The 18,521-nt window shown below is 68.2% G+C and carries 14 protein-coding genes; 6 read left to right on the top strand and 8 right to left on the bottom strand.

From position 1 onward, the window contains the following. Nucleotides 1-11 precede the first annotated feature (11 nt). Nucleotides 12-2,618: a [protein-PII] uridylyltransferase gene (locus tag ACAM54_RS12395; protein ID WP_145743822.1), complete on the top strand. Its 2,607-nt coding sequence runs from the start codon at nt 12-14 to the stop codon at nt 2,616-2,618. Nucleotides 2,619-2,720: 102 nt separating this feature from the next. Further along, the gene (gene pgm, locus ACAM54_RS12390) at nt 2,721-4,373 is read left to right on the top strand and encodes a phosphoglucomutase (alpha-D-glucose-1,6-bisphosphate-dependent) (RefSeq protein ID WP_369650864.1); all 1,653 of its coding nucleotides are present in this window, start codon (nt 2,721-2,723) and stop codon (nt 4,371-4,373) included. Between the two features lie 15 nt (nt 4,374-4,388). On the opposite strand, the gene ACAM54_RS12385 is transcribed toward pgm, so the two are convergent. From ACAM54_RS12385 to ACAM54_RS12375, 3 genes are read right to left on the bottom strand one after another with little or no spacing between them, the layout of a single operon-like run. Next, on the bottom strand, nt 4,389-5,447 hold the full coding sequence (locus ACAM54_RS12385) for an amino acid ABC transporter permease (RefSeq protein ID WP_369650863.1): 1,059 nt from the start codon (nt 5,445-5,447) through the stop codon (nt 4,389-4,391). Beyond that, nucleotides 5,444-6,445 carry an amino acid ABC transporter permease gene (locus ACAM54_RS12380; protein ID WP_369650862.1) on the bottom strand — a complete coding sequence of 334 codons (1,002 nt, stop codon included), beginning with the start codon at nt 6,443-6,445 and terminating at the stop codon, nt 5,444-5,446. The genes ACAM54_RS12385 and ACAM54_RS12380 overlap by 4 nt, the downstream gene beginning before the upstream one ends. Then, entirely contained in the window at nt 6,442-7,476 is a 1,035-nt protein-coding gene (locus ACAM54_RS12375; protein WP_369650861.1) for an amino acid ABC transporter substrate-binding protein, read from the bottom strand. Before ACAM54_RS12375 ends, ACAM54_RS12380 begins: the two co-directional genes overlap by 4 nt. A 172-nt stretch (nt 7,477-7,648) precedes the next feature. Here ACAM54_RS12375 and ACAM54_RS12370 point away from each other — a divergent pair, with 172 nt between their 5' ends. Further along, on the top strand, nt 7,649-8,044 hold the full coding sequence (locus ACAM54_RS12370) for a DoxX family protein (RefSeq protein WP_209535453.1): 396 nt from the start codon (nt 7,649-7,651) through the stop codon (nt 8,042-8,044). Between the two features lie 48 nt (nt 8,045-8,092). Here ACAM54_RS12370 and def read toward each other — a convergent pair whose 3' ends face one another. From def to smc, 5 genes are all read right to left on the bottom strand, one after another. After that, nucleotides 8,093-8,632 carry a peptide deformylase gene (gene def, locus ACAM54_RS12365; RefSeq protein ID WP_145743809.1) on the bottom strand — a complete coding sequence of 180 codons (540 nt, stop codon included), beginning with the start codon at nt 8,630-8,632 and terminating at the stop codon, nt 8,093-8,095. 34 nt (nt 8,633-8,666) lie between these two features. Beyond that, the gene (locus ACAM54_RS12360) at nt 8,667-9,098 is read right to left on the bottom strand and encodes a hypothetical protein (protein ID WP_192324603.1); all 432 of its coding nucleotides are present in this window, start codon (nt 9,096-9,098) and stop codon (nt 8,667-8,669) included. A 106-nt stretch (nt 9,099-9,204) separates the two neighbouring features. Next, nucleotides 9,205-11,289 (bottom strand): NAD-dependent DNA ligase LigA, encoded by a 2,085-nt coding sequence (ligA, locus tag ACAM54_RS12355; protein ID WP_192324601.1) that lies wholly within the window; start codon nt 11,287-11,289, stop codon nt 9,205-9,207. 22 nt (nt 11,290-11,311) lie between these two features. Then, the gene (locus ACAM54_RS12350) at nt 11,312-12,421 is read right to left on the bottom strand and encodes a cell division protein ZipA C-terminal FtsZ-binding domain-containing protein (protein WP_369650860.1); all 1,110 of its coding nucleotides are present in this window, start codon (nt 12,419-12,421) and stop codon (nt 11,312-11,314) included. 12 nt (nt 12,422-12,433) lie between these two features. Beyond that, nucleotides 12,434-15,949 carry a chromosome segregation protein SMC gene (gene smc / locus ACAM54_RS12345; RefSeq protein WP_145743802.1) on the bottom strand — a complete coding sequence of 1,172 codons (3,516 nt, stop codon included), beginning with the start codon at nt 15,947-15,949 and terminating at the stop codon, nt 12,434-12,436. Between the two features lie 113 nt (nt 15,950-16,062). Between smc and ACAM54_RS12340 the strand changes: the two genes are divergently transcribed. From ACAM54_RS12340 to ACAM54_RS12330, 3 genes are read left to right on the top strand one after another with little or no spacing between them, the layout of a single operon-like run. Further along, nucleotides 16,063-16,824, top strand: coding sequence for a hypothetical protein (locus ACAM54_RS12340; RefSeq protein WP_369650859.1), 762 nt, complete (start codon nt 16,063-16,065; stop codon nt 16,822-16,824). A 60-nt stretch (nt 16,825-16,884) separates the two neighbouring features. Continuing rightward, complete coding sequence (locus tag ACAM54_RS12335; RefSeq protein WP_369650858.1) at nt 16,885-17,214, top strand: helix-turn-helix domain-containing protein; 330 nt, start codon at nt 16,885-16,887, stop codon at nt 17,212-17,214. Then, nucleotides 17,211-18,509 carry a type II toxin-antitoxin system HipA family toxin gene (locus tag ACAM54_RS12330; RefSeq protein WP_369650857.1) on the top strand — a complete coding sequence of 433 codons (1,299 nt, stop codon included), beginning with the start codon at nt 17,211-17,213 and terminating at the stop codon, nt 18,507-18,509. The genes ACAM54_RS12335 and ACAM54_RS12330 overlap by 4 nt, the downstream gene beginning before the upstream one ends. Nucleotides 18,510-18,521: the final 12 nt, after the last annotated feature.

Below are 18,521 nucleotides of genomic sequence, written 5' to 3'. Positions count from 1 at the left end.
AGGACACAGCCGTGATCGAACCCGCCAAGATCGATGTCGCCACCCTGCGCGAAGCCTATCGCGCCAGGAAGCTGGCGCTGTTCGACACCCTGCGCTTTGCGCGCGCGCCCACGCGCAGCGTGCACACGGTGCTGCGGCAGCTGTCGGCGCTGGCCGACCAGACGCTGTGCGCGCTCTGGCGCGAAGCCGATTTCGGCGACGCGCTCGCGCTGGTGGCCGTGGGCGGTTTCGGCCGCGGCGAACTGTTCCCCTACTCCGATGTCGACGTGCTGCTGCTGCTGCCGCCCGAGGGCGAGGCCGGCGCGATCGATCCGGCCCGCATCGAGGCCTTCATCGGCCACTGCTGGGATGCGGGGCTCGAGATCGGCTCCAGCGTGCGCACCGTCGACGAGTGCCTGGCTGAGGCCGAGAAGGACGTCACGGTCCAGACCTCGCTGCTCGAATCGCGGCTGATCACGGGCGACAAGAAGCTCTTCGTGGGCTTCCGCAGGCGCTTCGCTCGCGCCATCGATCCGCAGGCTTTCTTCGTGGCCAAGTCGCAGGAAATGCGCCACCGCCACCAGAAGTTCGACAACACGCCCTACGCGCTCGAACCCAACTGCAAGGAATCGCCGGGCGGCCTGCGCGACCTGCAAACCATTCTCTGGATGGCCAAGGCCGCCGGCTTCGGCAGCCGCTGGGACGATCTGGCCAAGAACGGCCTGGCCACCTCCTTCGAGGCGCAGCAGATCAAGCGCAACGAAGCGCTGCTCTCGCTGATCCGTGCGCGCCTGCACGTGATTGCCAACCGGCGCGAGGACCGCCTGGTGTTCGACCTGCAGACTGCCGTGGCCGCGAGCTTCGGCTATGAAAGCGAATCGCAGCGCAAGTCGAGCGAGGCGCTGATGCGGCGCTACTACTGGGCGGCCAAGGCGGTTTCGCAGCTCAACCAGATCCTGCTGCTGAACATCGCGGAGCGGCTGCAGCCGGTGGACGAACAGCACACGCCGATCAACGAGCGCTTCTTCGAGCGTGCGGGCCTCATCGAGATTGCGAGCGACGACCTCTACGAGCGCGAGCCGCATGCCATTCTGGAGACCTTTCTTCTCTACCAGAAGACCATCGGCGTGAAGGGCCTGTCGGCACGCACGCTGCGCGCGCTCTACAACGCGCGCCACGTGATGGACAGCAAGTTCCGCAACGACCCGGTCAACCACCAGACCTTCATGCGCATCCTGCTGCAGCCCTACGGCATCACGCATGCGTTCCGGCTCATGAACCAGACCTCGGTGCTGGGGCGCTACCTGCGGGTGTTCCGCAGCATCGTGGGACAGATGCAGCACGACCTGTTCCACGTCTATACGGTGGACCAGCACATCCTGATGGTGCTGCGCAACGTGCGGCGCTTCTTCATTGCCGAGCATGCGCATGAATACCCGTTCTGCTCGCAGCTCGCGGCAGGCTGGGACAAGCCGTGGATCCTTTATGTGGCGGCGCTGTTCCACGACATCGCCAAGGGACGCGGCGGCGACCATTCCACGCTCGGCGCACGCGACGTGCAGCGTTTCTGCAAGCAGCACGGCATCGCGCGCGAAGATTCGAGGCTGATCGAATTCCTGGTCGCGGAGCACCTGGTGATGAGCCAGGTCGCGCAGAAGCAGGACCTGAGCGACCCCGAGGTGATCGGCGCCTTCGCCAAGCGCGTGGGCAACGAGCGCTACCTCACGGCGCTCTACCTGCTGACGGTGGCCGACATCCGCGGCACCTCGCCGCGCGTGTGGAATGCCTGGAAGGGCAAGCTGCTCGAAGACCTGTACCGCTTCACCCTGCGCGCGCTCGGCGGCCGCATGCCCGACCCCGACGCAGAGGTGGAATCGCGCAAGCGCGAGGCGCTGGTGCAGCTCGCCCTCCGAGCGCAGCCCTTCGAGGCCCACAAGGCGCTGTGGGCCACGCTCGACGTCGGCTACTTCATGCGCCACGATGCCACCGAGATCGCCTGGCACGCCAAGCAGCTCTCGCGTTTCGTGCCACCGCCCAACGTTCCCGTCGATCCGAAGGCGCCGCCGATCGTGCGGGCGCATCTTTCACCGGTCGGCGAAGGCCTGCAGGTGGTGGTCTACACGCCCGACCAGCCCGACCTGTTCGCGCGCATCTGCGGCTACTTCGACCAGTCGTCGTTCAGCATCCTTGACGCGAAAGTACACACCACGAGCAATGGCTACGCGCTCGACACGTTTCAGGTGGTGACCACCTTCCTGCCCGACCACTACCGCGATCTCATCAGCATGGTGGAGTCGGGCCTGGCGCAGACGCTGACCGAAGCCGGCCCCCTGCCCCCACCCAGCGTGGGCCGCGTGTCGCGGCGCGTGCGCAGCTTCCCGATCAAGCCGCGCATCAGCCTGCTGCCCGACGACAAGGCGCAGCGCTGGCTGCTCAACATCTCGGCCAGCGACCGCACCGGGCTGCTTTATTCGGTGGCGCGCGTGCTCGCCCGGCATCACCTGAACCTGCAGCTCGCCAAGGTCACGACGCTCGGCGAGCGCGTGGAAGACACCTTCCTGATCAGCGGGCCGGAACTGCAGGGCCAGAAGACGCAGCTTGCCATCGAGACCGAGCTGATGGAAGCGCTGGCCTCCTGAGGCCCTGAGGCCCTGAGGCACGCTTGCCGCTTGTTTCATCCGCAGGCACATCCTGCGGCATGATGGTGCCGACTTGATTCAACTCGAACGGCAACCCTCGACATGAGCCAGAAAACCAATCCCCTCGCGGGCCAGCCCGCACCGCTGGACCTGCTCGTCAATGTCCCGCGCCTCGTCTCGGCCTACTACGCGGGCCGGCCCGATCCCTCGGTGCCTTCGCAGCGCGTGGCCTTCGGAACCTCGGGCCACCGCGGTTCTTCCTTCGACAACGCATTCAACGAATGGCATGTGCTGGCCATGAGCCAGGCCATTGCCGACTACCGGCGCCAGAAGGGCATCGACGGGCCGCTGTTCCTCGGCATCGACACGCATGCGCTTTCCACGCCCGCCTTCAACAGCGCGGTGGAAGTGCTGGCGGCCAACGGCGTCGAGCTGATGCTTTCGAAGGACGATGAGTACACGCCCACGCCCGCGGTCTCGCACGCCATCCTGGTCTACAACCGCGGACGCACGGCGGGGCTGGCCGACGGCATCGTGATCACGCCTTCGCACAACCCGCCCGAAAGCGGCGGCTTCAAGTACAACCCGCCCAACGGCGGCCCCGCGGGCACCGACATCACGTCGGCGGTCGAAGCCGCGGCCAACGCCTTTCTTGCGGCGGATCTCAAGGGCGTGAAGCGCCTGCCGCTCGCCCAGGCGCTGCACGCCCCGACCACGCACCGCCACGACTACCTGAACACCTATGTCGAAGACCTCGCGCAGGTGCTCGACATGGATGCGATCCGCGGCGTGCAGATCGATTTGGGCGTCGATCCATTGGGCGGCGCGGGCGTGCGCTACTGGCCGGCCATCACCGAGCGCTACAAGCTCGGGCGGCTCAACGTGCTGAGCCAGGAGGTCGATCCCACCTTCCGCTTCATGTCGCTCGACTGGGACGGCCGCATCCGCATGGACCCGTCGTCGCCCGATGCCATGCACAAGCTGATCGGCCTGCGGGAACGCTTCGGCATCGCCTTCGCCTGCGACACCGACCATGACCGCCACGGCATCGTCACGCGCAGCGCGGGGTTGCTGCCACCCAACAACTACCTGGCCGTGATGGTCGACTACCTCTTCACGCACCGGCCGCAATGGGCGGCGCATGCGGCGGTCGGCAAGACGGTGGTCAGCAGCCAGATGATCGACCGCGTGGCCGCCAGGCTGGGCCGCACGCTGTACGAGGTGCCGGTGGGCTTCAAGTGGTTCGTCGATGGGCTGGTGGATTCGTCGCTGGGCTTCGGCGGCGAGGAAAGCGCGGGCGCCACCTTCCTGCGGCGCGACGGCTCGGTCTGGACCACCGACAAGGACGGCATCGTTCCCGCCCTGCTCTCGGCCGAGATCGCCGCACGCACCGGACGCGACCCCGGCGAGCGCTTTGCCGAACTCGCCCAGGCGCTGGGCCAGCCGGTGGCCAACCGCGTGGACGCAGCGGCCACCGTCGAGCAGAAGAAGAAGCTTTCGAGCCTCTCGCCGCAGCAGGTGCTGTCCACCGAGCTCGCGGGCGAGAAGATCCAGAACGTGCTGAGCCACGCCCCCGGCAATGGCGCGGCCATCGGCGGCGTGAAGGTGGTCACGGAGAACGGCTGGTTCGCCGCGCGCCCCTCGGGCACCGAGAACATCTACAAGATCTACGGCGAGAGCTTTCTCGGTGCCGAGCACCTGGGCCGCATCCTCGAGGAAGCGCAGCAGCTGGTCGACAAGGCACTGGCGGGCTGATGAGGGCCGGCGCGCTCAGCGCGCGCCCTCTCCCAGCCGCCGCTCGAGCCACACGCTGTAGCGCGACAGCCCGAAGCACAGCAGCCAGTACACGGCCGCAATGAAGAGATAGCCCTCGAGATAGAACGGCCGCCAGGTCGGGTCGCCGCCGAGCGCGAGGCCGAGCGCACCGGTCAGCTCGAACAAGCCCACCACCGTGACCAGCGAGGTGTCCTTCAGCGTGCCGACCACACTGTTGGTCAACGCCGGCACCACGAGCCGCAGGGCCTGCGGCAGCACGATGTCCCGCTGCACCGGCCAGCGGCCGAAGCCCAGCGCCATCGCCGCTTCGGTCTGGCCGCGCGGCACGGCCTGCAACCCGCCGCGGATGATCTCGGCCAGGTAGGCCGCCACGAACAGCGTGAGTCCCGCCAGCACGCGCACCAGCACGTCGGGCTGCCAGCCCGCGGGCCACAGCAGCGGCAGCAGGAACGACGCCATGAACAGCACCGAGATCAGCGGCACGCCGCGCACCAGCTCGATGTAGCTCGCGCAGAGCGTGCGAACCACCGGCCAGCCCGAGCGGCGCCCCAGCGCAAGCAGCAGCGCCAGCGGAAAGGCCAATGCCAAGCCCACCACGGCAAGGCCGATGGTGAGCGGCAGACCGCCCCAGCGGCTGGTCGGCACGGGGGCCAGTCCCGCCACGCCGCCGCGCATCAGCAGCACGAACAACAGCAGCGCCGCAAGCCAGAGCGGCGCCAGCCACCAGCGCCAGCTGCGCGGCCAGGCGCTCAGCATGGTCACGGCCGACAGCACGGCCACGGCAATGGCCGGACGCCATTGCTCTTCATAAGGGAAGCGCCCGAACAGCATCGGCCGCCACTTCTCGGCCACCACGCCCCAGCAGGCGCCATGCTGCATCGCGCGGCAGGCTTCTGCATCGGGCCGGAACACCGCGTGCAGCACGCCCCATTCAATGGCGTGGACGCCGCCCCACGCCAGCAGCGCGAGCAGCAGCACGGTGGCCAGCACCCGCAGCGGCGAACCCCAGAGTTCGCTGCGCCACGCAACAGGGCCCTGGGCCGCGTTCCTCATCGCCAGCCCCTGAGCGCGACGCGCGCGTTGTAGCGGTTCATGCCGAAGGAGATCACGAGCGACAGCAGCAGGTAGACCGCCATGATGATGGCAATGCACTCGAAGGCGCGGCCGTTCGAGCCGATGGTGGTGTTGGCCACCGACACCAGCTCCGGATAGCCCACGGCCACCGCAAGCGATGAATTCTTGACGAGGCTCAGCAGCTGGTTGGTGAGCGACGGCACGATCACCCGCAGCGCCTGCGGCAGGATCACGATGCGCAGCTGCTGCACCGGCGCGAGCCCGAGCGCCTGCCCGGCCAGCACCTGCCCCTGCGGCACCGACAGGATGCCGGCGCGCACGATCTCGGCCACGAACGCGGCCGAATAGAAGGACAGACCCGCGACGATGGTCACGTACTCCGGGCTCAGCGCCGCGCCGCCGCTCACGCCGAAGTCGCCGCGTTCGGGCCATTCGAGGTGCGTGGGCCACCAGCCACCGCCCTCCCCCGACGCCGGCCAGGGCACGCTGAGGCCGCCCTTGCTGAGCCACACGCCCGGCAGCAGCCGCACAGGCTCGGTGGGATCGGGCAGCAGGTTGGCAATCGCAAAGGCCAGCATCAGCAGTTGCACGAGCAGCGGCACGTTGCGCAGCAGTTCGACATACGCGGTGCAGATGCCGCGCAGCAGCACATGCGGTGCGAGCCGGCCGATGCCGATCAGGGTACCGAGCACGACCGAAAAGATGGCGGCGGGCACCGAGGCGCGCACCGTGTTGACCAGGCCCGCGAGAAAGGCGCGCCAGAACGGCTGGCTGGCATCGAAATCGAGCCAGCCTTCGCTGATGGAGAAGCCTGCAGGCTCGGCGAGAAAGTCGAAGCCCGAGCGCACGCCCCGCGCCCGCAGCACTTCGAGCGCATGGTTCACGACCCAGGCCGCGCCGGCCACGACGGCCAGCACCAGCAGCGCCTGGACGACCCAGGCCAGCCAGGCGCCGCGGCGCGAGGCTTGACTGCTCATCGAACCGGTGGTGCGTAGATCAGGCCGCCCTTGTTCCAGAGGTTGTTCGAGCCGCGCGGCAGCTTGAGCACCGACTTGGGGCCCACGTTGCGCTCGAACATCTCGCCGTAGTTGCCCACGGCCTTGATCGCGCGGAACGACCAGTCCTTGTCCAGGCCCAGCAGCTTGCCCAGGTCCTCGCCGGTGCCGACCAGGCGCTGCTGCGCCGGGTCCTTGCTGCTGGCCTTGAGCTCGTCGGCATTGGCCTGCGTGACGCCGAATTCTTCGGCCTCGATGAGCGCGTTGGGCACCCACTTGGCAATGGCAAACCATTCGTCGTCGCCGCGGCGCACCAGCGGCGCGAGCGGTTCCTTGGAAATGAGCTCGGGCAGGATGATGTAGTCGTCGGGGTTCGGCGCTTCCTTGTTGCGCAGGCCCGCCAGCGCGGAGGCGTCGGTGGTGAAGGCCTGGCAGCGTCCCGAGAAGAAGGCCTTGAACGAAGCTTCGAAGCTTTCGAACACCACCGTCTTGACCGGGATGTTCTGTGCGCGGAAGTAGTCGGACACGTTCTTCTCGTTGGTGGTGCCCGACTGCGTGCAGATGGTCGCGTTCTTGAGCTGCCTGGCGCTCGTGACCTTGAGCTTCTTCGGCACCAGGAAGCCCTGGCCGTCGTAGTAGGTGATGGTGGTGAAGTTGAAGCCCAGCGACGCATCGCGCGTGAGCGTCCAGGTGGTGTTGCGCGCGAGGATGTCGATCTCGCCGGCCTGCAGGGCCGAGAAGCGCTGCTGCGAATTGAGCGGCACGAAGTCGACCTTCTTCGGATCGCCCAGCACGGCCGCCGCAATGGCGCGGCAGGTGTCGACGTCCAGGCCCGACCAGTTGCCCTGCGTGTCGGGCGCGGAAAAGCCGGCCACGCCATTGGTCACGCCGCACTTGACTGTGCCGCGCTGCTTGACGGCATCGAGGGTCTTGCCGGCAAGGGCAGGCGCGGCAGTGGCAAGCGCGGCAATGGTTGCGGCAGCGGCCAGCGCGGGACGGAATCGATTCTTCATTGGTGTGTTCTCCTCAACAACAAGCAAAAGGCAGTGTACGAGGCTGCGCGCCGCCCTGCCAAGGAACCAGCAGTTGAATGCATATGCTGCGTGCGCCGCTGTCCACGGGTTTTTCTTGCCGGCTGCATTCACTAACATACGGGCCTCCAACAACTTCACCAGGAATCTGCACATGACCAAATCCGATGACACCGGCAAGCTCGTTCTGCGCGTTGCACTCGGCATCCTCATCCTGCTGCACGGCATCGCGAAGGTCGGCAAAGGCGTCGACGGCATCGGCGGCATGCTGGCGTCCCATGGCTTGCCGGCGGCTTTGGCCTACCTGGTCTATGTCGGAGAGATCCTTGCGCCGGTGCTGCTCATCGTGGGGCTGTTCACCCGTCCGGCGGCGCTGATCGTCGCCCTCAACATGCTGGTGGCGATCTGGCTCGTTCATCAGAAGGACCTGGGCGCGCTCAACGGCCAGGGCGGCTGGGCGCTGGAACTGCAGGGCATGTTCATGTTCTCGGCGATCGCGATCGCGTTCTTCGGCGGCGGCCGGTTCGGCCTGGGCGGCAAGTACAACTGAAAGAAAGAAAGAAGGCACGCGGCCGGCGGTGTACCGGCCGTTCTTCCGTCAATCGTCGTCGTTGGCGTCCAGCCCTGGAAACAGGACGTCGGTATAGCCGAAGCGCGAGAAGTCGCGCACCCGCATCGGATAGAGCTTGCCCAGCAGGTGATCGACTTCATGCTGCACCACGCGCGCATGAAAGCCGCTTGCGATGCGGTCGATCGGATCGCCGTAGGGATCGAAGCCGGTGTAGCGGATGTTGGCGAAGCGCGGCACCACGCCGCGCAGGCCCGGCACCGACAAGCAGCCTTCCCAGCCTTCTTCTTCCTCGTCGCCGATCGGCGTGATAACCGGATTCAGCAGCACGGTGCGAGGCACCGGCGGCGCATCGGGGTAGCGGGGATTGACGACATCGGTGCCGAAGATCACGAGCTGCTGGTCGACACCGATCTGCGGCGCGGCCAGGCCGGCGCCGTTGGCGGCCAGCATGGTCTCGAACATGTCGCGCACCAGCAGGTGCAGCTCGTCGGTGTCGAAGGCAGCCACCGGCTGCGCAATGCGCAGCAGCCGGGGGTCGCCCATTTTCAGGATTTCGCGGATGGCCATGGCGGGGATTATCGCGAGCGGCCCCGCCGTTCGGTCATGGAGGGGTTTGCCCCTTGGAGTCCGGCGACGTCCACAACCGCTCCGAGCCGCGCGGCGGCTGTGACCGGTACTGCGGAAGCGGCGACACGCCGGCGGCATTGCCCGACGGCCGTCCGCCGCCGCCCCAGCCGGGACGAGAAGGCACCGGCACAGGGACCGGCACTGGCACCGGGCGCGCCGCCGGATAGCCCGGACGCCCGTAGTAGCGTCCGTCGTAGTAGGGACGGTCGTAATAGCGGCGTCCGCCTTCGTAATAGCCGCCACCCTGGATATAGACTGGCGCCGGATTCACCACCACCGGGTCCGCGTAGTACGGCTGCGAATAGCCCCCACTGTAATAGGGGTCGCCAGGAACAGCCACGCAGCCGCCGAGCAGCGCGAAGCCGCCAACGGCGACACAGATACCGAGAACACGAATTTTCTGCATGAGGGACTCCTTGTCAGCCTTCTGTTTTCAACGCCGGCTTGTAGACCCTGTTGACTGCGCGGGTGTGAAGTCGCGTAACTGCCGGTAAGAACCGCGCTTCACCCCTTCAACCCGGCACACCGCTGGCGAGCAGCTCCAGCATACGCGCCTCGTCGATCACCTCCACACCGATCTCGCGCGCCTTGTCGAGCTTGCTGCCGGCCTCCTCGCCAGCCACGAGGTAGCTGGTTTTCTTGCTGACCGAGCCCGCCACCTTGGCTCCGGCTGCCTCCAATTTATCCTTCGCTTCGTCCCTGCTCAGCGTAGGAAGGGTGCCGGTGATCACGAAGGTCAGTCCCGCCAATGGCTTGGGCGCCCGGGCGGCGGGTTCGCCCTCTTCCCACGCCAGCCCGCATGCGCGCAGCTGCTCGACCACTTCACGGTTGTGCGGCTGATCGAAGAAGGTGCGCAGGCTTTGCGCGACGACCGGGCCGACGTCGTTGACCTCGAGCAGCTGCTCCTCGGTCGCATCCATGATCGCGTCGAGCTTGCCGAAGTGCTTGGCGAGATCCTTGGCGGTGCTCTCGCCCACGTGCCGGATGCCCAGCCCGAACAGGAAGCGCGGCAGCGTGGTCTTTTTCGAGGCCTCGAGCGCGTCGACGAGGTTCCTGGCCGACTTGTCGGCCATGCGGTCCAGCCCCGCCAGCGTGGTGAACCCGAGCCTGTAGAGGTCGGGCAAGGTGCGGATCAGGTTGGCGTCGACCAACTGCTCGACCAGCTTGTCGCCGAGCCCGTCGATGTCGACCGCGCGCCGCGCCGCAAAGTGCAGGATGGCCTCCTTGCGCTGCGCCGCACAGAACAGGCCGCCGGTGCAGCGGTAGTCGACCTCGCCTTCTTCGCGCAGCGCCTCCGATCCGCACACCGGGCATTGGTGCGGCATGGTGAACAGCGGGCCCCGCTCGCCGTCGGGCCTGGCGAGGCTTTCGGGCACCACGCCGACCACTTCGGGGATCACGTCGCCGGCACGCCGCACGATGACCTTGTCGCCCACGCGCACGTCCTTGCGGCGTGCCTCGTCCTCGTTGTGCAGCGTGGCATTGGTCACGGTCACGCCGCCGACGAACACCGGCGCCAGCTTGGCCACCGGTGTGAGCTTGCCGGTGCGCCCGACCTGCACCTCGATGCCCAGCACCTCGGTGATCTGTTCCTGCGCCGGGTACTTGTGCGCCACGGCCCAGCGCGGTTCGCGCGACACGAAACCCAGCCGCCGCTGCAGCTCGATGCTGTCGACCTTGTAGACCACGCCGTCGATGTCGTAGGGCAAGGCATCGCGCTGGCGTCCGATGTTCTCGTGGAAGGCAATCAGTTCGATGGCACCGGTCGCGCGGGCGGTCTGCGTGGCCACCGGAAAGCCCCAGGCATGGAACTGCTGCAGCCATTCGAACTGGGTCGGAAAATCCGGCCCGCCTTCGCTGGCCGGCGTGACCTCGCCGAGGCCATAGGCAAAAAAGCTCAGCGGCCGCGCCGCCGCAATGGCCGGGTCGAGCTGGCGCACCGCGCCGGCCGCGGCATTGCGCGGGTTGACGAAGACCTTCTCGTTCTTCTGCCCGGCCGCGATCTTCTCGCGCTGGCGCTCGTTGAGCGCCTCGAAGTCGGCGCGCTTCATGTAGATCTCGCCGCGCACCTCGACCACCGGCGGCGCCTTGCCGTTGAGCCGCAGCGGAATCTCGCGCACCGTGCGGATGTTCTGCGTGACCTCCTCGCCGACCTCGCCGTCGCCCCGCGTCGCGGCCTGCACCAGCACGCCGTTCTCGTAGCGCAGGTTCATGGCCAGGCCATCGAACTTGAGTTCGCAGACGTACTCGACCTGCGGCCCGTCCTCGGCCAGGCCCAGTTCCTTGCGCACGCGGGCATCGAAGGCACTGGCGCCGCCGGGCGAGATGTCGGTCTCGGTGCGGATCGACAGCATCGGCACCTTGTGGCGCACCTTCACGAAGCCTTCGAGCACCTTGCCGCCGACGCGCTGCGTGGGCGAATCGGGCGTGCGCAGTTCAGGGTATTCGGCTTCCAGCGCCTGCAGCCGCTGGAACAGCCGGTCGTACTCGGCGTCGGGCAGCTCGGGGGCATCGAGCACGTAGTAGAGATGAGCGTGTCGGTGAAGCTGTTCGCTCAGTGCGGCGGCTTCGCGTGCCGCTTCGTCGCGCGTGGTCATGGGTGTCTCCCGAACGATCGGATCAGCTGAAAAGGCGGCGCGCCAGCGGCGAGCCGGCGGCCAGGTCGCGTGATTCGAGCGTGTCGTAGAGCTGCTCGAGATCGGCGCCGATCACGTCCATGGTTTCTTCGCGCAGCAGCTGGCCGTCGCTGTCGGTGACCACGCCGTCCATCTCGCGCGCCAGCGTGGCGGCGGCTTCGCGCATGCGGCGGAACGGCTGCTCGGCGCGGTCGACCTGCGGCACGTCCAGGCTCAGGCTGAGCTCGCGGATGGCCGACTGCGCCGGATCGTCGGCCAGCGCAGCCTGCGTGTCGAACGAAAGCCCGAGGATCGGCGGCAGCCCGGCCTCGCTCGTCGGCAGCACCATGCGTCCCGGAATGATGCCGGCCACGAAACCCAGGCGGGCGGCGTTCTGCTGCACGTAGCCGGGACTCCAGGCCGCATGCAGTGCGCGCAGCACGAAGCCCAGCTGGGCATCGTGCGCACTGGCGAACTGGTCGAGCTCGCGGGCGCGCGCCACCTCGTCGAGCATTTCGGGAAACTCGAGCGCGCCGTTGACCGCATCGGCAAAGGCCTGCGCCTTGACGACGAATTCGGAATACTCGATCTCGTTGAGCGCCCCGGTGCGGTTGGCCAGCTGCACACCCACCTGGAAGGCGCTGTAGCGCTGGCCCGGCACGGGCGGCTCCCACTGGCCGGTGTGCTCGTTCAGGCCTTCGATGGCCACGGGCTTGCTGCCCGCACGCCGCGTGGGCGGCATGGCGGCAATGGCTGCATCGCCCGACGCGAGCCCGTCCAGCGACACCGGCGCGATCACGTCGATGAGCGGATCGAGCCCGCCGCGCCGCTCGGCCGTGGGCACCGGGCTCGCGCTGGGCGCGGGCAGGTCGGGGTCGAACAGAGGCTCGTGGCGTTCGTGGCTCGGCAACTGGTGCGGATCGACGTGCAACGTCGGCTCCACGCCGTCGGACGAGGACGAGGACGATGGCCGATGGTCCGCTTCGGACGGGTCGCGCTCAGCGGCGTCGGGCTGGCGCGGCGCGTTGCGGCGCGAGGTCACGGTGTTGTAGGCAACGACGGCCGCGAGGACGAGGCCGCCGAGGATGGCCAGGGCGAGAGTGAGATTGCTCATGCGCTGCCCGGCTCAAGCAGCTTCGACCATGGAGGCGGCCGCTTCCATGTCCACCGCGACGATCCGCGAGACGCCCTGCTCCTGCATGGTGACGCCGATCAGCTGCTCGGCCATTTCCATGGCGATCTTGTTGTGGCTGATGAAGAGGAACTGGGTTTCGCGGCTCATGGCGGTCACGAGTTTGGCATAGCGTTCGGTGTTCGCGTCGTCCAGCGGCGCGTCCACTTCATCCAGCAGGCAGAAAGGCGCCGGGTTGAGCTGGAAGATCGCGAACACCAGCGCGATGGCCGTGAGCGCCTTCTCGCCGCCCGAGAGCAGGTGGATGGTCTGGTTCTTCTTGCCGGGCGGCTGCGCCAGCACCTGCACGCCGGCATCGAGGATCTCGTCGCCGGTCATCACGAGCCGTGCATTGCCGCCGCCGAACAGCTCGGGGAACATGCGGCTGAAGTGCTCGTTGACGATCTTGAAGGTGCCGCCCAGCAGGTCGCGCGTCTCGGCGTCGATCTTGCGGATGGCGTCTTCCAGCGTGCCGATGGCTTCGTTCAGGTCGGCGGACTGCGCATCGAGGAAGGTCTTGCGCTCGCTGGCCACGGCAAGTTCGTCGAGCGCGGCCAGGTTGACCGCGCCCAGCGCCACCACTTCGCGGTTCAGGCGGTCGATCTCGCCCTGCAGGCCGGTGAGGCGGACCTTGTCGGCTTCGATCGACTGGGCAACGGCCTCGAGGTCGGCGCCGGCGTCGTCGAGCAGTTGCTGGTACTGCTCGACACCCAGGCGCGCGGCCTGCTCCTTGAGCTGGAATTCGGTGATGCGCTGGCGCAGCGGATCGAGTTCGCGCTCCAGCTGCAGCCGGCGCTCGTCGCTGGCGCGCAGCTTCAGCGTGAGGTCGTCGTACTGGCTGCGGGCCGCACCCAGCGCGGCCTCGCGCTCGAGCTTGAGCGCCAGCGCGTCCTGCAGGCCGGCCTGGGCCGCGGCGTCCGACAGGCGGCCGAGTTCGGCGCGGGCGCGCTCGTCTTCGTCGGTGAGCGACAGCACCTGCTGCGATGCGGTCTCGATCGCGCGGTTCAGCTCGCCGCGGCGGGCTTCGAGCGTGCGCTGCGAGAAGGTGGCCTCCTGCGCCTGCCGTTCGAGGCTGCGGTGCTGCTCGCGGCTCGCGGCCAGCGCGCGGCCGGCTTCGATCACGCGTTCGTCGAGCTGCGCGTGGCGTTCCTGGCTGTCGGCCAGCTGCATGTCGAGTTCTTCGAAGCGGCCTTCGGCGGCCATGCGCTTTTCCTGCAGTTCCTCGAGCTGGGCGTCGACCTCGGCCAGGTCGGCGGCCAGCTGCTGGCTGCGCGCGCGCGTCTGCTCGGCGAGCTGCGTCATGCGCAGCGTCTCGACCTGCAGTTCATGCGCACGAGATTGCGTTTCGGCCGCTTCGCGGCGTGCCGTGACGAGGCGCTGCGCGGCATCGGCGTAGGCGGCTTCGGCGCGGACCAGCGCGGTGCGCGCCTCTTCGCTGATGAGGGCCTGGGCGCGCAGTTGGCGCTCGAGGTTTTCCATTTCCTGCTGGCGCGCCAGGAGGCCGGCCTGCTCGGAATCCGGGGCATAGAAATTGACGCTGTGCGAGAACACGGCGTGGCCGCTCTGCACATAGATGACTTCGCCCGGCTGCAGCGTCGCGCGCTGCGCGAGCGCCTCTTCGAAACTCTGCGCGGTGTAGCAGCCGTGCAGCCAGTCGGTCAGCAGGGCCTGCAGGCCGGCATCGTTCAGGCGCAGCAGGCTCGACAGGCGCGGCAGCGCGGCAGCGCCTTGCGGCACGCCGGCTTCGGGCGGGCTGTAGAACGCGAGCTTGGCGGGCGGTGCATCGTTGCCGAAGGCGCGCACCATGTCGAGCCGGCTGACCTCGAGCGCACCCAGGCGCTCGCGCAGCGCCGCTTCGAGCGCGTTTTCCCAGCCCTGCTCGATGTGGATGCGGCTCCACAGCCCCTGCATGCCTTCGAGCCCGTGCTTGGCGAGCCAGGGCGCCAGCTTGCCGTCGGTCTTGACCTTTTCCTGCAGCGCGCGCAGCGCCTCGAGCCGTGCCGAGAGCTCGGCATGGCGCGCGCCTTCGGTGTTGACGGCCTGCTGCTTCGCGCGGCGGTCGTCATCGAGCTGCGGCACCGATTCCTGCAGCTCATGCAGGCGGGCGTCGGCCTCGCTCGCGCTTTCCTGCGCGGCCGCGTGCTCTTCCTGCAGGGCTTGCAGGCGTGCCTCGTCGGGCGCGGCCAGCGCGTTCTGGTCGGCACGCAGGCGTTCGCTGCGCTGCGTGAGCTGGCGGCTCTGCTCTTCGATGTTGCGCTGGTCGGCGGCCAGCACCTGGATCTGCTGCTGCACCTGCGAGACGGTGCTGCGCTGGGCGTTGGCCTCGTCCTGGGCGCGCTGCACGGCTTCCTCGAGCTCGGGCATGCGCGCGTCGTGTTCCTCGAGCTGCGCGGCCAGCAGGACGGCCTGCTCTTCCGCGTCGACGCCCTGGCCGGCCAGGGTTTCGATCTCCGCCTCGGCCTCTTCGCGGCGGCGCCCCCACTGGCCCATCTGCTCGCGCAGCTGGACCAGCCGCTGCTCCACGCGCTGGCGGCCCTCGACCACGAAGCGGATCTCGCCTTCGAGGCGGCCCACTTCGGCACTGGCTTCGTAGAGCTTGCCCTGGGCCTGGTTGACCTGGTCGCCGGCCGCGTAGTGGGCCTGGCGCACGGTTTCGAGTTCGGATTCGATGCGGCGCAGGTCGGCGGTGCGCGACTCGAGGTCGTTGATCGCCTTTTCCGAGTCGGCCTTGATCCTGGCCTGATCGGCATCGCTTTCGCTGCGCTTGAGGAACCACAGCTGGTGCTGCTTCTTCGTGGCTTCGCCCTGCAGCGCGTTGTAGCGCGCGGCCACCTCGGCCTGCTTCTCGAGCTTTTCAAGGTTGGCGTTGAGTTCGCGCAGGATGTCTTCCACGCGCGTGAGGTTCTCGCGCGTGTCGCCCAGGCGGTTCTCGGTTTCGCGCCGGCGCTCCTTGTACTTGGAGACGCCTGCCGCCTCCTCGAGGAACAGGCGCAGCTCTTCGGGCTTGGATTCGATGATCCGGCTGATCGTGCCCTGGCCGATGATGGCGTAGGCGCGCGGGCCGAGGCCGGTGCCCAGGAACACGTCCTGCACGTCGCGGCGGCGCACCGGCTGGTTGTTGATGTAGTAGCTGCTGGTGCCGTCGCGCGTGAGCACGCGCCGCACGGCAATTTCGCCGAACTGGTTCCACTGGCCGCCTGCGCGGTGGTCGGCGTTGTCGAACACCAGTTCCACGCTCGAACGGCTGGCCTGCTTGCGCGTGGTCGTGCCGTTGAAGATCACGTCCTGCATCGACTCGCCGCGCAGCTCCGACGCGCGCGACTCGCCCAGCACCCAGCGCACCGCATCCATGATGTTCGACTTGCCGCAACCGTTGGGCCCGACGACGCCGACCAATTGGCCCGGCAGCAGGAAGTTGGTGGGTTCGGCGAACGACTTGAAGCCCGAAAGCTTGATGGAATTGAGACGCACGACTTGTCGGCCTGCCTTGGCACGACGCCAAGGTGTTGATTTGTAAGGAAAATTGCACGGACCTGCCGTTCGAGACAGGCCGCCGCCCCAGCCGTGGATGATAACGTCAGGGCATGAGCGATTCCCTGGTTTCATCCCCCCTTGCCGTACGCCGCGCTTACGTGCTGGCCGGTGCGGCCGCCCTGCTGGGCCTTGGCGGCTGTGCGGCCGTGCGTTCCACCGACCGCGCCGAACCCTATACCAACCAGGAATGGTTGCAGTCCAGCGCCAACCGCATGGCCAACCTCTCCCTGCGCGACAACCTGCAATCGATCCGGCGCGTGCAGACCACGCTCTACCGGCGCAACCCGCGCGAATGGCGCAAGTCGGCAGCCAGCGTCGAGGCGGCTGCCCAGCGCGCCTGGGATGCGGTGCTGACCGGCCCCGCCCTGCCCGAGCTGCGCGGCGCCACCGGCATCGACGCCATCCGCATGGCCTTCGACACCGGCCCGCAAGGCTACCAGGGCGACCGGGTGGCGGCGCTGGTCGTCGGCTGGGCCACGATGCTCAAGCAGGCCAACGGCGACACCTGGGACCAGACCATGCTCGACGGCGTCAACGCCGAGAACAGCTTCCGGGCCGCGCGCAACTTCGAGATATCGCTCTGGCTGATCGCCTCCAAGACCGGCCCCGACGGCCAGCCGCTGCTGCTGGCCACCGAGATCAGCGAGCGCGGGCGCAACCTCGTGGCCGACCGCGAACTCTCCAAGGTGGTGGCGCGGCTCGACCTGCTGGCCGCCCAGGCCGACGAGAAATACCGGCGCGCGGCGCTCGATTTCGGCCAGAACTGGGTCATGGGCGTCGTGATGCCGTTTTTCACGCTCATCCCCCGGTAGGGATCGCGGCCGGTCGAGGAAACATATTTCCAAAACTCCGGTTTGCGGTAATATATTTCCGTGAACAAGCAGGAACTCATCACAGCCCTGGCAGCCCGGCGCGAGGCCGCGGGCCTCGGCAACGCAGAAATCGCGCTGCGCTCGGGCCTCACCGAGCGCTCGGTGCGCAATGCGCTGAGCCTGAAGGGAAATCCGCAGCTGTCCTCGCTGCTGGCGCTGGTGGATGCCCTGGGCCTCGAGTTGCAGCTCGCGCCCAAGGGTTTCGGCGAACGTGCGGACACCGAGCCCGGCTATCGCCCGGTTCCCACGCGCATCGGCAATGCCGTCGGCGCTGTGGCTGCGTCGCCGGCTCCGGCTTCCGGGCCCCATGCGAGGAAGCGTTCGCCATGAACGTCAAGATCCTGGAGATCTCGCTCGGCGCGCGCCGCTTCGGCAAGCTGTTCCAGTACGCCGACCTCTGCCGCTTCGTGGCGGAGCCCGAACTGGTGGCCGCGCCGCCGCCCGAGGTGCTTTCGCTTTCGATGGTGGCCAGCGACCCCTCGGCGCAGGCCGCCCTGTGGAGCGACGTCAAGAACCCGCTCTTCAACGCGCAGGGCGGGCAGCTGCCGCGCTTCTTCCAGAACCTGCTGCCCGAAGGCGTCCTGCGCAGCCACATCGCGCAATTGCGCGGCTGCCGCGACAACGATCACTTCGAGCTTCTTGCGGCCTGCGGCGGCGACCTGCCCGGCGCGGTGAGCGCCCGGCCGGTTGCGGTCGACCGCGGCACCTTGCAGCGGCTCATCACGCAGGACCAGGACGCGCTCGAGATGTCGGTGGTCGAGCTGCCGATGCCGCAGGGCATCTCGGTGTCGGGCGTGCAGCCCAAGCTCGGCCTGCGCCGGCAGGGCGGGCGCTACGTGGCCCGCACCCGCGCCGGCGCGAGCACCCGCGTGATCGCCAAGCTGCCCGTGGCCGGGCGCCCCCACATGCCGCAGCTGGAGATGCTCTCGCTCCAGCTGGCGCGGGCGGCCGGCGTCGAGGTCTGCCACGCCGAACTCGCGCCGCTCTCGGCCATTGCGGCCGAGCACAGCTACGCGCTGCCCGACGAGCCCGACTTCCTTGCCGTCACGCGCTTCGACCGCGAGGGCGCGCGCCGCATCCATTTCGAGGACTTCGCGCAGGTGCTCGCGGTCGACCCGATGCACAAGTACAGCGCCAGCTACCTCGACATGGCACTGGCCATGCGCGCCTTTCCATCGCTCGGCGAGGAAGCGGTGCTCGAACTCGTGCGGCGCCTCGCGGTGAACGACCTGCTCGGCAACCCCGATGCGCATCTGAAGAACTTCGGCGTGCTGTACCCCGACGGCATCGCACCGCGGCTGGCCCCGGCCTACGACATCGTGGCCTATGCCGCGCTCCAGGGCGTCGACGGCCATGCCCTGCCTCTTCTGCCGGCGTCGCCGGGCGAGGCTGCCCCCCGACGCACCGCCCTCTTCACGCCCGCCAACGTGCGCGCCTTCTGTTTCTCGACGGGGCTGCACGAACCGCTGATGCGGCGCGCCGTTGCGGACACGACGCGGCTCGCGCGCAGCCGCTGGCCCGAAATGATCGAGGCCTCGACGCTGCCGGCCGCCTGGAAAAAACGGCTGCAGCAGCGCTTGCAGGCACATCCCTTGCTGCAGGGCATGGCCAGGCGCGGCAAATAGAAAAACGCGGCC

Origin of the sequence: Variovorax sp. V93, assembly GCF_041154485.1 — a bacterium.
Lineage (GTDB): Bacteria > Pseudomonadota > Gammaproteobacteria > Burkholderiales > Burkholderiaceae_C > Variovorax > Variovorax beijingensis_A.
The sequence above is the reverse complement of the archived record's forward strand: the minus strand, read 5'-3'. Positions and strand labels throughout refer to the sequence as shown.

Excerpts from the sequence above, each read along its gene's own strand:
- ACAM54_RS12385 (WP_369650863.1), bottom strand. The coding sequence starts at position 5,447 with ATGAGGAACGCGGCCCAGGGCCCTGTTGCGTGGCGCAGCGAACTCTGG.
- ACAM54_RS12360 (WP_192324603.1), bottom strand. The coding sequence starts at position 9,098 with ATGCAGAAAATTCGTGTTCTCGGTATCTGTGTCGCCGTTGGCGGCTTC.
- ligA (WP_192324601.1), bottom strand. The coding sequence starts at position 11,289 with ATGACCACGCGCGACGAAGCGGCACGCGAAGCCGCCGCACTGAGCGAA.
- ACAM54_RS12380 (WP_369650862.1), bottom strand. The coding sequence starts at position 6,445 with ATGAGCAGTCAAGCCTCGCGCCGCGGCGCCTGGCTGGCCTGGGTCGTC.
- ACAM54_RS12370 (WP_209535453.1), top strand. The coding sequence starts at position 7,649 with ATGACCAAATCCGATGACACCGGCAAGCTCGTTCTGCGCGTTGCACTC.
- ACAM54_RS12350 (WP_369650860.1), bottom strand. The coding sequence starts at position 12,421 with ATGAGCAATCTCACTCTCGCCCTGGCCATCCTCGGCGGCCTCGTCCTC.
- ACAM54_RS12330 (WP_369650857.1), top strand. The coding sequence starts at position 17,211 with ATGAACGTCAAGATCCTGGAGATCTCGCTCGGCGCGCGCCGCTTCGGC.
- def (WP_145743809.1), bottom strand. The coding sequence starts at position 8,632 with ATGGCCATCCGCGAAATCCTGAAAATGGGCGACCCCCGGCTGCTGCGC.
- pgm (WP_369650864.1), top strand. The coding sequence starts at position 2,721 with ATGAGCCAGAAAACCAATCCCCTCGCGGGCCAGCCCGCACCGCTGGAC.
- ACAM54_RS12375 (WP_369650861.1), bottom strand. The coding sequence starts at position 7,476 with ATGAAGAATCGATTCCGTCCCGCGCTGGCCGCTGCCGCAACCATTGCC.
- ACAM54_RS12340 (WP_369650859.1), top strand. The coding sequence starts at position 16,063 with ATGAGCGATTCCCTGGTTTCATCCCCCCTTGCCGTACGCCGCGCTTAC.